General features: G+C 57.0%; 11 protein-coding genes. 5 read left to right on the top strand and 6 right to left on the bottom strand.

Features of this window, described 5'->3' with window-relative positions; all coding sequences use genetic code 11:
• Nucleotides 1–6 precede the first annotated feature (6 nt).
• Nucleotides 7–1992, bottom strand: a complete 1986-nt coding sequence (locus tag I6E56_RS04745; RefSeq protein ID WP_197136379.1) for a DUF6541 family protein — start codon at nt 1990–1992, stop codon at nt 7–9.
• 149 nt (nt 1993–2141) lie between these two features.
• On the opposite strand from I6E56_RS04745, the gene I6E56_RS04740 reads away from it, so the two are divergent.
• The 3 genes from I6E56_RS04740 to glf are packed head-to-tail and all read left to right on the top strand — an operon-like array spanning nt 2142 to nt 5099.
• The gene (locus I6E56_RS04740; RefSeq protein WP_197136378.1) at nt 2142–3098 is read left to right on the top strand and encodes a glycosyltransferase; all 957 of its coding nucleotides are present in this window, start codon (nt 2142–2144) and stop codon (nt 3096–3098) included.
• On the top strand, nt 3095–3934 hold the full coding sequence (locus I6E56_RS04735) for a glycosyltransferase (RefSeq protein ID WP_197136377.1): 840 nt from the start codon (nt 3095–3097) through the stop codon (nt 3932–3934). Before I6E56_RS04740 ends, I6E56_RS04735 begins: the two co-directional genes overlap by 4 nt.
• 10 nt (nt 3935–3944) lie before the next feature.
• A complete protein-coding gene (glf, locus tag I6E56_RS04730) occupies nt 3945–5099 on the top strand; it encodes a UDP-galactopyranose mutase (protein ID WP_197136375.1) in 1155 nt (384 codons plus the stop codon).
• Nucleotides 5100–5523: 424 nt separating this feature from the next.
• Here the strand turns inward: glf and I6E56_RS04725 are convergent, their stop codons facing one another.
• From I6E56_RS04725 to I6E56_RS04705, 5 genes are all read right to left on the bottom strand, one after another.
• Nucleotides 5524–6240, bottom strand: coding sequence for a 2-C-methyl-D-erythritol 4-phosphate cytidylyltransferase (locus tag I6E56_RS04725; RefSeq protein ID WP_197136374.1), 717 nt, complete (start codon nt 6238–6240; stop codon nt 5524–5526).
• The gene (locus I6E56_RS04720; RefSeq protein WP_197136371.1) at nt 6237–7904 is read right to left on the bottom strand and encodes a CDP-glycerol glycerophosphotransferase family protein; all 1668 of its coding nucleotides are present in this window, start codon (nt 7902–7904) and stop codon (nt 6237–6239) included. Before I6E56_RS04720 ends, I6E56_RS04725 begins: the two co-directional genes overlap by 4 nt.
• Before the next feature lie 92 nt (nt 7905–7996).
• The gene (locus I6E56_RS04715; RefSeq protein WP_197136369.1) at nt 7997–8155 is read right to left on the bottom strand and encodes a hypothetical protein; all 159 of its coding nucleotides are present in this window, start codon (nt 8153–8155) and stop codon (nt 7997–7999) included.
• A 23-nt stretch (nt 8156–8178) separates the two neighbouring features.
• Complete coding sequence (locus tag I6E56_RS04710; protein ID WP_197136367.1) at nt 8179–9468, bottom strand: CDP-glycerol glycerophosphotransferase family protein; 1290 nt, start codon at nt 9466–9468, stop codon at nt 8179–8181.
• Nucleotides 9465–10652 carry a polysaccharide pyruvyl transferase family protein gene (locus tag I6E56_RS04705; protein WP_197136365.1) on the bottom strand — a complete coding sequence of 396 codons (1188 nt, stop codon included), beginning with the start codon at nt 10650–10652 and terminating at the stop codon, nt 9465–9467. Before I6E56_RS04705 ends, I6E56_RS04710 begins: the two co-directional genes overlap by 4 nt.
• Before the next feature lie 873 nt (nt 10653–11525).
• Between I6E56_RS04705 and I6E56_RS04700 the strand changes: the two genes are divergently transcribed.
• Complete coding sequence (locus I6E56_RS04700; RefSeq protein ID WP_374061399.1) at nt 11526–11813, top strand: integrase core domain-containing protein; 288 nt, start codon at nt 11526–11528, stop codon at nt 11811–11813.
• A 6-nt stretch (nt 11814–11819) separates the two neighbouring features.
• The gene (locus I6E56_RS04695; protein ID WP_231606242.1) at nt 11820–13685 is read left to right on the top strand and encodes a glycosyltransferase; all 1866 of its coding nucleotides are present in this window, start codon (nt 11820–11822) and stop codon (nt 13683–13685) included.
• The last annotated feature ends 82 nt before the right edge of the window (nt 13686–13767 follow it).

Below are 13767 nucleotides of genomic sequence, written 5' to 3'. Positions count from 1 at the left end.
TGTCTGTTAGTCGCACGCGGTGATCTTATAGAGTCCGACGTCGCCGCTCGTGTAGAGCGGCTCTACCGCGTCGGAGCTCGCGAGTCGAGTAAGCCCGCCAAAGTTGTGAACTTCACCGTGAATCTCTCGGGTACCGAAATCTAATACATACCCCACTTCGAGGGTCATAAGAGCATCGCACACGTTAGTGTATCGATCGGCGTCACGAAGGTGTTCTCCGATGAGGCGAGATTCTGCGGTGTCGAACCCTCCGACGTGCGGAAGCATCGCCTCACGGTCAGCGATGGCGTAGACAAGTCCGGCTCCTGTCCAGGGGTTTCCGGCGACAACGGCACCTTCAGGCACAAAGTCATCAACATGATTCAGCACGTCTAGTTCGTCCGCCGTCAGCAGCGGAGCTTCTTCGAATGCTTCGTCGAACGGTTCGTCGAGCGGTTCTTCGGGGATGACGTAATTGCTTCGCGCTTCGATGGTCGCAATGTGTAGTGAATAGCCTTGGGTCGCGACAAGAAGGATCACGACGGTCACAATGGCGAACGTGCGTTGGCGCGTTGTGTTGATCGGTCTCGTCAGAGCTTTCGGTGTTCGTGTGCGCACTCTGTCGTAGACAGCAACTAGGCCGAGGGTAGCGAGGGGGAGAGCAACGATCGGCATGAGCGATCCGAGGCGGTGACTATCGCCGTACCACGTGCCGACAAGAAGCGACTGGAGAAGCGAATGAGGCATTGCTGCTGCTGCGATGTAGAGCACTGCCACGAGTGCGAAATTGAAGAGAAGCCAGTAGCGCTGAGGAGTTTCGCGCAGTCGAAGGGCGCCGATGATGACCAGTACTGTCGCGACGATGGCGATCGGTAGCCCGTTCGTCGCGTTCGTGAGCGCTTCGCCCAGCGCCTGGGCAACTGTTCTGATCGGTTCCCACACCACGCTGACTCGAACGATGAGCCAGGTGGCGACGTAAGCGACCAGGACCACACTCGTGGTTGCCACTAGTAGACGAATTCTGCGCGGCTCAGCATGGTTGTCCACGAGACGTGTGTAGGCGCGGTAAGCCCCAACGATCACAATGACGCTGCTGAGTGCGACAAAGGCCATTCCGGCCCCGGGATGGGCGAGGGTGATGCCCGGTATGACTCCCAAAAGGGCAAACCAAGCTCGCGATATACGCATCTCCGGTTGTTCACTAATGCCGGTTGCGATTATCGCGTAAGCGAGAGCTGCGGGCAGAAGGCTCACGCCAAGAAGATAGGGGTAGAGCACACCGAAATCGATGAGCCCGTAGGGGAATGCTCCGAACGCCGCGGAGAGCACTCCGGCGCCGACGATAGCGATCGCGCGGGGGCCGATGATGGTGCGTGCGAGAAAGACGCATCCCAGCGGCCAGTAAACTGCGCCGATCAGAATAGAAACCAGATTGATCGCGACGGGGATGCTGACCCCTGTGGTGCTTGCAACGGCCGCGGTAATGGCGTGCCAGCCCGCGGGGTAGAAAGAGCCGGCCTGAGGGTTGTCAATGTTAAGACCACCAAGGGTGAGCGATGATGCGTTTCCCGTGTCAAGCACATAGCGCAAAGCATTGAGATGAAAAATATTGTCGTAGGTTTGCGAAATATTTTCGGGATCCCCGAACGCGATGATGAATCGAATGGTGATGATGAGCGCTGCAACGCCGGTTCCGAGCGCAGCCCACGTGAGCAGCCGAACTGGCGGATGCTGAAACGCGGTTTGAGGGCGAAGCCGGTGCCACAGCATCCGGAACAATATGACGATGACGCACAGCACTGCGGTTGTGACGCCAATGGGCAGGAGTCCCCATGGAATCCCGATGAAGGGTGCGGCAATGGATGCGAGCGTGATGGTCGTGACGGAGAACGCGGGCGCAGAGCCAAGCAACGCCATTCCGCGCAGTCCGAGCAACAGAGACAGCAGCAGTCCTGGGGCGATTCCGATCGTCACTACGACCAAGAAAGCCGGGATGGTATCCCACCAGCTCACTTGAGCCCTCCGATGGGTGATTTGTCGCTGTTCACTGGGCAATCCTACCTACAGGACGAAGTGGCGGCCTGTAAAGTGTGCTGCGTGCGCACCTCGTCTACAGTGAGTGTTGCCCTTCCATTCGCGACAGTGAGATCGAGATACCGAAAATGCCGCAGATTTCCCGTGTAGTGGCGGTGGTAGTGGCATTCAACCGGCGCGAATTGCTGATGGAAGCCCTCACTGCCCTGTCGGCACAGTCTCGTGCCCTCGATGCCATTGTTGTTGTCGACAATGCGTCGGATGATGGCTCCGGTGACGCGGTTCGCGCGAACTTTCCCAACGTTGATCTGGTCACGTTGGACCGCAACACCGGCGGCGCTGGCGGCTTTGCTGCTGGCATGGCGCACGCGCTGAAGGCTCACGACCCGACGTGGTTGTGGCTGATGGATGACGACACTATTCCTACTGTTTCGGCAGCGGCAGAATTGGTCAGCGCCGTCGAGGCACAGCCTCGCGTTACCGTCGCCGGCTCTCGGGTGATCTGGACTGATGGCCGTGACCATCCCATGAACACCCCACGGGAGAAGCCGTTTGTCTCACCGGCCGAGCGTGCGGCAGCCGCGGCGGCAGGCACGCTTGCGGTGCGCAGCTCGTCGTTCGTATCCATGTTCGTTTCGGCCGCGGCCGTTCGAGAAGCAGGATTGCCTGTAGCTGATTACTTCATCTGGAATGACGATTTCGAATTCTCCACACGAGTGTTGCGCGATAGCCCCGGAATCTTTGTGCCGGCCAGCGTCGTGGTGCACAAGACGAAGCTTCTTGGCTCCACCGACCTCGACCCGGGGGAGCGGTTCTTCTTTGAGGTGCGTAACAAGGTGTGGCTCATGCGCCACTCTCGAGGCCTGAAGGCGTGGGAGAAGGCGATGTACGGGGCGTCGAGCATCCGACGGTGGATTCGTACCATTCGGCGCTCGCAGCAGCGTCCTGTGCTGTGGAGCGGGCTGCGTCGCGGCTTGAGCGAGGGTGTGCGCACGCGTCCGAAGTCCAATGAGTCGTATTTTGCTGATCTGCCCGTGGTGGCGGATGCTGTTGCGCAGGTTGAGGCATCGAGAGGTCGCGCGTGACCGCTACTGAACAGAACTTCTCGCTGCTGTTGCCTATCTATTCTGGCGACAAGCCGAGCTTCTTGGAACGTGCCTTTCGCAGTTGTGTTGATGACCAAACGCTGCCGCCCACTGAGGTGGTGATGGTTCAGGATGGTCCGGTGTCAGCCGAGCTCGCGGCGATGATGCAGCAACTCATTGTAGCTTCGGCAGTTCCAACGAGGCTCTTGGTGCTGGAACACAATCGTGGTTTGGCGCGTGCCCTTGAGGCGGGTTTGGCCCAGTGCAGTTTCGATGTTGTTGCTCGCATGGATGCCGACGATGTTTCGTTGCCGACCCGCTTCGAGAAGCAGCGGGTGGCAATCGCGGGTGGGCTCGACCTAGTGGGCACTGCGATGTTTGAGTTCGCTGAAGATGATGGGTCGGTTATTGGCAAGCGGATTCCTCCGCAGGGTCAAGAGGCGATTGCGCGCTATTCGCGTTTTCATGATCCGTTCAATCATCCGACCGTCATGTATCGCCGTTCTGCGGTGAAAGCGGCGGGTGGCTATATCGATGTGGGCCTCATGGAGGACTACTGGTTGTTCGCGCGCATGATCGATTCCGGCGCCAGAGTAGAAAATTTGCAAGAGGCCCTGCTGATGTATCGGGTGAGCGCTGGTGCGTACACTCGGCGGGGAGGGCTCGGTCAGCTCACGGCGGAGTTGCGTCTGCAGAAAGAGTTTAGAAAGCTGGGGTTCACCACCCCGTTGCAAAATGTTCGTAATGTGATTGTGCGCGGGGGGTACCGTCTGGTGCCCGTCGCGATTCGTCGTATCGCTTACCGCCGGTTTATTGCCCGCGGATTCCACTCATAAAGGTTGTACTGTGACTCCTGATCTGCTCGTAGTCGGTTCTGGCTTCTTCGGCCTCACGATCGCTGAACGTGCCGCGAACGAGTTGGGTCTCAAGGTGTTGGTCATTGATCGACGCTCCCACATTGGTGGCAATGCCTACAGTGAGGTCGAGCCGGAGACCGGCATTGAGGTGCACCGTTACGGGGCACACCTGTTCCACACCTCGAACAAGCACGTGTGGGATTACGTGACGAAGTTCACGCAGTTCACCGACTACCAGCACCGGGTCTACACGAACCACGGCGGTGAGGTCTTTCCTCTTCCCATCAACTTGGGCACGATCAACCAGTTCTTCCGTGCAGCGTTTGGGCCGGATGCCGCTCGCGCGCTGGTGGCAGAGCAAGCGTCAGAGTTGGGCGACGCTGAGCCGCAGAACCTGGAAGAGAAGGCGATCTCGCTGATCGGCCGCCCACTCTACGAAGCGTTTATTCGCGACTACACGGCGAAGCAGTGGCAGACGGCGCCCACCGAGTTGCCCGCCGAAGTCATCAGTCGTCTCCCTGTTCGCTACAGCTACGACAACCACTACTTCAGCGACACCTATGAGGGTCTACCCGTTGACGGTTACACGGCGTGGATCGAACGGATGGCGGATCACCCCAACATTGAGGTACGCCTAGACACCGATTTCTTTGATGAGTCGCAGCCGGTCAATAAATCGACCATGGTCGGCCAAGTTCCGATCGTGTACACGGGCCCGATTGACCGCTATTTCGACTTTGCCCAAGGCGAGCTCTCATGGCGAACCCTCGACTTCGAACAAGAAGTGCTTGAGGTCGGAGACTTCCAGGGCACGCCCGTCATGAACTATGCGGATGCCGATGTGCCGTTTACGCGCATCCATGAGTTCCGTCATTTTCACCCTGAGCGGGATTACCAGTCGGAGAAGACCGTCATCATGCGCGAGTTTTCGCGTTTCGCGGAGCGCGATGATGAGCCGTATTATCCCGTCAATACGGCTGAAGACCGTGAGCGTTTGTTGGAGTATCGCAAGCATGCGGATGCCGAGGCTGGCGTCTTCTTCGGCGGACGCTTGGGTACCTACCAGTACCTCGACATGCACATGGCGATTGCGTCGGCGTTGAGCATGTTCGAGAACAAGCTGAAACCGGTGCTTGCTCGCTGAAGCCGTTTCCGCTCGCTTACATCGCCCGCTCGCTGAACCGAATCCAGCCCGCTGAGTCCGACTCTAGTTTTCGGTGAAGGCGGGTCGGGTGTCTGATTGGTCGGTGATGACTCGTCCGGTGGGCCTGGTGCATTCGAGTACGCCGGGCCATGTCTGGCGTACTTTCCAGCCGCCGAATTGTAGAGCGCGTGATGCCTGCGACCCAGACAAGCGAGGTTTCCTGGCTCTGTTTTGCCACCGTATTGGCAGTCGACGATGTAGTCGATGTCGCTGCGACTGGTTACCCGGTTGCGGGAGGGGGACTTGCATTGTTGATCTCGAGCGGGTAGTAGGCGTCCCAGTCATTTACTCGGCAGGTGTCTGTGGCGAGCACCATCCCGGTGACGGGGTGGAGGATCGCGCGCACCCAATGGTCGGCAAGCGGCTATGCTCCGACTTGGTTGCGTTCCAAGAGATCAAAGAACGTGCGGCACATGTAGTAGTCTTCGGCGGTCGTGATCTTGATGTTCGAGCGAGGGCCATCGACTCGATATAGCGTGTGCTCGTAGCGGCGAAGGAGGCTGGCTGTGTCAATTGAGTCGTTTTCACCCTCACTGACCGCTCGGTCGTAGATATTGATTGCTGTCTCAAGCCGGAGACTTTGCGGTGCTTGGGCGAGGTAGAGAAAGTCTCGTGGCAGCACTTCGTCGATTGTTTCGTGTTCTGACGAGATAACCGTTTCATTGACCTTCGTGCATGTGATCGCCGGGCCCAAGGAACGAACCGTGCGGATGTTGTCTGTGATGAGGTCCGCGTTTATGAGTGGTCGCACACCGTCGTGTAGCAGCACGACCGTGTCTCCGGTAGCGTCGTTGGCAACGGCGCGAAGCGCCTTGTGACGTGATTCCTGCCCTGTTGAACCGCCTTCGACGATCCAGTTCACTTTTGTTAGCTCGTACTGTGATACCAAGCGCGCGAAGCGTTCGCGCCCCTCTGGCACTATCGACACGGCGATGCGATCGATCTCTGGGTGTTCCTGAAAATGCTGGATGGTGTGCACGATTATGGGTGTCCCGTGGATCGCAAGAAACTGCTTCGGCAACGCAGTTTTCGAGGTCATCCGCGAACCCATACCGCCCGCAAAAATTACTGCAACATTCAAGTTCTTTCATCCTCCTGTGACAGATCTACGGTCTTTGATTCGTGGGTCGAACCTTCGAGTTCATCATCCCGTGCTGAGTTCTCGTGAAATGCGTTACGCGGATCACCGAGGATGAGCCAATCGATCACCCGGTCGGCTGCTCCGGTATCGATTCTGTCGAAGTTCTCCGCGCGGAAGCGTGAGACTTTCGACTGCTCGTACTCTCGGGAAGAGATCGCATCGATGAGGTCCTCGAACGTCGTACAGACACGCCCTGGCGCGGTCTCGTCGTAGGGGCGGTGAAACCCATTCACCGCTGCGTAGTTAACTTCATCGGGCGCGAAGAACAGCATGGGTCGGTCAAGGAGCGAGTATTCGTAGATGATCGAGGAATAGTCGGTGATCAAGAGGTCGGTAACGTGCAGAAGCCTTAGCCCGTCTTCGAAGCGTGTGAAGTCGAAGAAGTGTTCCTGGTGTTGCTCCGGAATCGGTACTTCATTCTTCACAAAGTGATGCATACGGAACAGAACCACAGTATCGGGACCGCACGCTTCGTATAGCGCATCGAAATCGATGAGGCTGTAATCGTAGAATGCGTTCTCGATGTCAGACCCGCGGTAAGTGGGTGCAAAAAGGATAATGCGTTTGTCGCGCAGCTCGGGGTGCGCCGAGTAGAAACCACTGACAAACGTGCGTGTACGTTCTTCGTCGAGGAACAAATCCACGCGGGGCAATCCGGTGGGAATCACCGCGCTCTCTTCGATCCCGAACACCTCGGCGTAGACCGGAACAAGGTTCACTGATCCGGCGATTGCATAGGTGTAATAGCGGTGCGCATCCCAGAGGTTGGGCGAGTCCTGCCTTCCGAACCTGCTGAATCCAACTGACTTGAACCCGCTGCCGGCGTGCCAGAGCTGGATTATCCGTTTCCGGGGGTCGACCTTGAGGCCTTCGAGCATGGGGAAGTAGTCGTCGAGGAGCACGATCTCGCTGGTGGCGATGAGGTAGAGAATGTGGATCGTTGAAGACCAACGCGTGGTGTGGGGAAGACGAAACGAAGTTCGGAGGTCAAACTTCTTGTCGAGCCCACGCTCAACCATGCGCTCGTGGACTCGTTGGAGATTGCCTTCGGTATTCCCACGTCGGTCTGACGCGAAGAGTATCCGTCCGGGCGTCGGCCCGACTAAGCGTGTGAAAGCGTCAAAGATCCAGCGGGCGTAATGCTGCTTGGCTACCATGCCGAAAAATTTTTCGTACAATCGCTTGGGAGATAGCGGATGCGCCGATGCTATTGGACTGCGCGACAGCAGAAAACTGCGCAAAAGGAAGTCCAGCTGATCAGCGTTCTCTGCGATGTCGTAGGAGACGGTCAGAGCCGATTGGTTTGCATTGAACAAAAACACGCGTGAAGCATCGTCGAGGCGTTCCAGCGCCCGACCGTCGTAGGACGCTACCGGTCCGCCCTGATTGTCTAGGAGTGCTTGAATTCGCCAGATGCCGTCGGGTATCGCGCTGCGGCCTGCAAAGGCTGTGACGTTTAGATGTAATGCATACACACCGGCACCCTCTGACGTCGCCGGTGCTGGCAGCGTGCGCAGGCCGTCGACGAGTTGGAAGGTGATGTTTTGTTCAGCGTTCCGCATCGGTACGTTGTCACATTGGGTCAGCAGCACCCGGATAGTCATCTGGACCCGAATCCATCCGATATTGGTGACGGCTAGAGAGTGCGTGGGTTCCGAAAGAGGCGCCGCGTGGTCCGAGTTTGCTGGTTGGAGCACTACGCCACCCGTTCTTCGTGCCAGATAATGGTGCAGTCAAGTCCGGACTCCAACCGTACGTGCGGAGCCCACCCGGTGAAGGGGCGCTCCGTCACCGTCGCATGTTCGCCACTAGGTGTGAGCAAACCACCGACATCGTTGTTGTTTTGTGCAGACATCTTAATGATTCTACGTCACGCGCCTAATGCTCCATGAGTTCCTCAAGCTTGTCCACGATCCGTGGGGCGGCCCGACCGTCATCGACGGATCCGCAATGCTCGAGGAACTGCTCGATCTTGGACTCGTACTCGTGCTGATCGAATGCGGATATGTTCTGAACTAACTCGGCGTTAGAAGTCGCCATACTAAAGGGCGTGTCCTCAACCTCGTGATGGAAGCCGCGAACCGCGTCGAAATTTCTGAGATTTACTCCATACAAGAAGCTGGGCTTCCCCGTTAAGATGTAGTCGCAGACCCAGCTTGAATAGTCTGTTACGCCAATGCTCGCGACCATCATGAGCTCTTGCATGTCCGGGTAGAACGAGACATTGTGGCAGTAAATGGGCAGACCAGCGAACCACTGCTTGGACGAACGTTTGTTGCTCTCGTGGGCCCGAATTAGGAACTCCCAAGTACCGCCGAACTTGCTCCTTAAGACTTCCCGAAGCCTCTCGAAATCTAGATTACCGAAAGATCGCCCGAAGCTCTTTTCGTCGTGCGTCGGTGCGAACAACAGGAAATTTTGCCCTGTATCGGTGACATTCAAGCGGGTGAGCACTTTGCGGCGAAGATCGCCAGCGGTCTCGGCTGAACGGTCAAAAAGGATGTCGTTACGTGCATGTCCCAGTTTCAGGACGGGAATACCGGGCCAGTAGGTTTTGTCAAATGCATCATCTTCGAACTGGCTGTTAGAGATAAGAAAGTCGGTTTGCCGGGACTGGAGAGCTCTCATCTCATCGTAGAAACGATCATCGCCACGCGCACCTTCGAGCCGCTTCAGACCCAGTGACCCGTGCCACGTTTGGATCCAATACTGACCCGTGTTTTTCGCCACAGTTTGCAACTGAAGAGTATGACCGTTTTGGACAATGACCTTTGCTCGTGCAGCGGTCTTGTAGAAGTCCTCCGATCCAATGCGAACGAAGCTCATCTCGCTTGGGTGGGGTCCTTGAGAGGACGGGCTCACTGCCCAGACGATGTTGTATGTAGAGCCCCTTCGGATCATTTCTTCGCTGATGTACTTAGCGTTACAGGTGTACTCGCTCTGAAACGTAATGAAGAGAATGATGTTGGGATCCACGGGCGTCTTCTTCGCGAGCCGCTTCCTGGCCGTCCGCGATAGCGCAACATCGATTTTCGAGAATACAAAGCGGTCCAAGACCTTATTGAGGACTCGGATGGACAGCAAAAGGACTTGCAGGGGCAACTTGATGACCGAGAAGAAACGGTTCGCGAGGGTCGAAACATAGTGACCGCTGATCAGCCGGCTCAACGTTCTTCACCGCCAGTTCCGTCGAGATCGTCTAGGAACGAGCCAATATGGCTAAAGGTTTTCTGCTTGAGAGTATCCTTCGTCGTTGTATCAATTTTCAAAGATTCGCTCTCGATAAGTAGTTGCACGATCGTCCTATAGTCGAGTTCTTCTTCGTTGAAGTAAGCATCCCGTTCACCAAGAAGGTGAGCCAGGAAGTCGATCTTTTCGCTCCAGATCAACCCGACCTTTGGAATGTCTAGTGCATAGGCAACAATGCCCGCATGCATCCTCGCGGCAAGAATCACCTTGAAATCAGTCATCGTCGCCAAGAACTCGACTGAACTCTCTGGACGCCTAATCAACCGGTTCTGGGGCAGATTCATGGCAGCGACCAGCTGTTCACCGAAGCGCTGATCCACTTCCATTCCATTTGAGAACAGGTAGAAGTCGACTCCTTGAATGTTCAGTTCTTGGATGAGATTCTTATAAAAGTTGGCGATCTTGAAGGAATCGGCTTCACCGCCATATTCCTTGTAGTTGTCCGGGTTGATCAAATTGATGCCCACGTTCACTGCGTCGGACCGCTTTTCGATCGAGAAGGCGTCTTGAAGCCAGAACACCGGATCGCCGACGAGGTCGCTGATGATGCTCTTGTTTGTGATGTACGAATTGCGCAATGTTGTCAGGTCGTCTCGGGTCGTGATGACCCGGACGACATCTGAGTTGAGCGCTCGCTTGAGCCGTCGACTGCGAATATCGTTTGGATCGTACCCCTCGACACCAACGGCATTGAACATCACTGGGATATTGCGTTTCTCCGCGATCTTGATGATCTGTTCATCCAAGTAGTTCAATCCCTGAGTTTTGAACTTGATGAATCCGCCGCCCGCAATCACGAGGCCATCGAGTGATTGCATGACCTCTTTGTAGTACCAGTTCACCTTCAGCCACCACATGAAGTACTCGTAGAAATACTGAAACGTTCGCAGTCGGATGATGGAAAAGACCATGTTCCGATTCCGGAGGAGGAGTACATGCAGGTACAGGTTGATTCGGCGCCGCCCCTGAAAGATAAGAGGATCTCGAGGATCGACATCTACATCCTGCAGAGAAATGTCAGGAGAGTGCTTCCTGAGCAAGAACTTGGCGCTTTCAACCAAGAGATAGTCACCGATGTTCTCGTTGCTGAACAGCCCGACCACGCCTACCCGTTTACGTATCGTCTTGATAGTCGCACCTCCGAGGTATCGATATGTTGTTGTCGTTCGAACCCGTGGCTCGACAAAACGTAAAGGAATCATTTTCACATAGCCGGGTGAAGCCGCTGGACAATCCGGGCATCCGGGTCGATTCATGCTTCGGCAACGCCAGCCATTACCGAGCAGTCGTTTCGCCGAAAGCGGCCGGTAGCCTAACGCACACTGGCGGGAATGCCCCTCACTTGCCCGAGGCTGCGATCGCGATATCGCATTAACTCTATGCCATGGCCCCTTGTGCAGCAGCGATACGAGCCGTCAGCCTGGTGCCGTCTCTATTCAAGCCCCAGCCGCTTATCTGATGGGACAGGGGCACTTTCAGGTTGGTGTTAAATAGCTTGATGATCGCGTGACCGCGGTGAAATGGGCGGCTCGTTATCGGTTGAATCAGCCGATGATTGAGCGTTCCTCGCGGCCGCGCGCGTCTCCCAACCGGGGTTCAGCTCGGCTTGAACATCGCATCGTCCCACTACGGTTCGCTCGTCGCTGGTTTCCGCACCGGATTGGTTATCACCTTGGCATCAACCGATCTGCGGTCGAGAAAGTTCTGGTGCGCGATCGGATGCCAAAGCTGATCTATCTCGACCAAGCCACCGATCTTCCCGTGCGTGGGATAAGAGCCGTCCGCTATGAGAAGGTCACTCCCGGTGAGTTAGTGCACTTGGATACGACAAACAAGGCTGGATTGCTGATGGGGCGAACAGCGGGTCCTAGGCTGGGCGGCGAGCAATAGAAAAAACTCCGGACTCGGTCGACCGCGGCGCGGATATTCTTTTCTGCACTCCGCCGCCGGTGTCACTGTCACCGCGGTGTTGAGGGTTGAGGGGGCCCGTTGCTGATCGTGAAACTTTGCGGCTGCTCTCGGCAGCATTAAGTAAGCATGTTTCGACGCGTCCATACTGGCCACAAACCAAGGGAAAAGTCGAACGAATCAAACGAACCCTCGCAACCGAATGGGGCGACGCCGAAACCTATCGCAGTGACGAAGCCCGAGCCGCCGAATATCCCACGGGGCTCCACCACTACAATTTTCACAGACCCCACACCGGCATCGGCGGCCAAACACCATCAGACCGCGTTCACAACCTCAGTGGGAACTACAACTAGGACACGATGACATTGAGCACCCCAGTGACCGCAACCGTTCAGTGCGTTATCTTTCCGGTCAGAGATATCGACGAGTTGGCTCCGCTCTACGTAGACGTCAAAGACAATGGAAAGGTCACCGTACTCGACCGCCGGGCAATTCGGCTCGATGCGGGGACTTCGGTGTCGTTTGCCACCTACTTCAACGCTTTTCCCGCGTCCTACTGGCAACGGTGGACGTCCGTCCGCGAAACGATACTTTTTGTCAGCACCAAAGGGCGCGGAGTTGTGACAGTAATGCGTTCGGATGAGAACGGTACGCAACGCCCGATGCAGGTCACCGCGGTCGCCGGTGAGACGGAGTCAACCTTCTCTCTTCCGCTCATAGGTTTCGACGATGGCGGCTGGTATTGGTTCGACGTGCAAGCCGAAGGAGATATCGAAGTCACGGAGAGTCGCTGGGGCGTCACCGAGGACCCGGTGACGACCGGCCTAGTTTCACTCGGCATCACCACGTTCAACAAGCCCGACTACTGCGTGGCAACTCTCAACGTGCTCGCGGACGCTCCCGAAACCCTGCGTGAGATCGACCGAATCTTCATCATCGATCAGGGCACCCGCAAGGTCACCGCAGAGGCGGGTTACGACGCTGTCGCCGTGGCGCTAGGTGAGCAACTCGCGGTGATCGAGCAATCGAACCTGGGCGGTTCGGGCGGGTTCTCGCGCGGCATGGCCGAAACCCTGAAGCGCGACGGCTCCGACTTCGTCATGCTGCTCGACGATGACGTCGAAATCGAGCCTGAAAGCGTCCTGCGGGCAGTGTGGTTCGCTCGCTACTGCGTGAGCCCGGCTATCGTCGGTGGGCACATGCTCGACCTGGGCAAGCGAACCGTCTTGCATGCCTACAGCGAAGTCGTGGACGAGCGGCCGTTCATGTGGGGACCCCCAGACCGTGCACACGAACGTCACGACTTTGCGGAGTCCTCACTGCGAGAGACATCGTGGCTGCATCGACGAGAAGACAGCGACTTTAACGGCTGGTGGATGTGCCTAATCCCTATCGCTGTCATCCGCGACATCGGCCTCGCGCTGCCGGTGTTTATCAAATGGGACGACGCAGAGTATGGACTGCGGGCGGGAGAAGCCGGATACCCGACTGTGTCACTGCCGGGTGTCGCACTCTGGCACGTCTCTTGGGTTGACAAAGACGACACCATCGACTGGCAGGCATACTTCCACGCCCGCAACCGACTCATCGCGGCCCTCCTGCACTCGAGTTTTCGGCGGGGCGGCTCCCTCCTCAACGAATACCGCAAACAAGACCTCAAGCATTTGCTTTCGCTGCAGTACTACCCCGTCGCGCTCCGCCTTCAGGCTATGCGCGACGTGCTGGCCGGACCACAACACCTCCACGAGATGATGCCGAATCGGCTGGCGGAACTTCGTGCGTGGGCAGCCGACTATCCGGAGATGGCGGTCTACGATTCGGCGACAGCTCCGAAGAGCCTTGAGGGACGGTTGTCGTATCCACCGACGGATGGGAAGGGGCCGCGTGGCGCAGCCCTGGCGCTGTTCACCTTCCGAGCGGCACTTCGGCACTGGTTCGCCCGCACCCCACAAGCTTTGGTCGAACAGCCAGAGCAGAGACTGAGTAAGCGTGATGCGACTTGGTGGCGACTACCCGGATTCGACAGTGTGCTGGTGGACACAGCCGACTCTCAGGGATCGTCATGGTATCGCCGCGATCGTGCCAAGTTCCGCTCACTCCTGGCCGAAAGCATTCGCCTCAACCGCCAAATCGGACAGAACTGGGACGACTTGCGAAACCGGTATCGTCAGCAGGCGAGCGACATCACATCGCCGGATGTCTGGAAGCAAACCTTTCGGAAATGAGTTCGCTCCTTCGCTACTGAAGGAATTGTGACAGTCGTGAATAGCCTTTCGGGAACGTGACGAAACTTGGCACTGCGCGTTG

Origin of the sequence: Salinibacterium sp. NK8237 (assembly GCF_015864955.1) — a bacterium.
In the GTDB taxonomy this organism is placed as follows: Bacteria; Actinomycetota; Actinomycetes; order Actinomycetales; family Microbacteriaceae; genus Rhodoglobus.
The sequence above is the reverse complement of the archived record's forward strand: the minus strand, read 5'-3'. Positions and strand labels throughout refer to the sequence as shown.

Coding starts and splice junctions, on each gene's coding strand:
- I6E56_RS04740 (WP_197136378.1), top strand. CDS start 2,142: ATGCCGCAGATTTCCCGTGTAGTGGCGGTGGTAGTGGCATTCAACCGG.
- I6E56_RS04720 (WP_197136371.1), bottom strand. CDS start 7,904: ATGACTATCCGGGTGCTGCTGACCCAATGTGACAACGTACCGATGCGG.
- I6E56_RS04715 (WP_197136369.1), bottom strand. CDS start 8,155: ATGTCTGCACAAAACAACAACGATGTCGGTGGTTTGCTCACACCTAGT.
- I6E56_RS04695 (WP_231606242.1), top strand. CDS start 11,820: ATGACATTGAGCACCCCAGTGACCGCAACCGTTCAGTGCGTTATCTTT.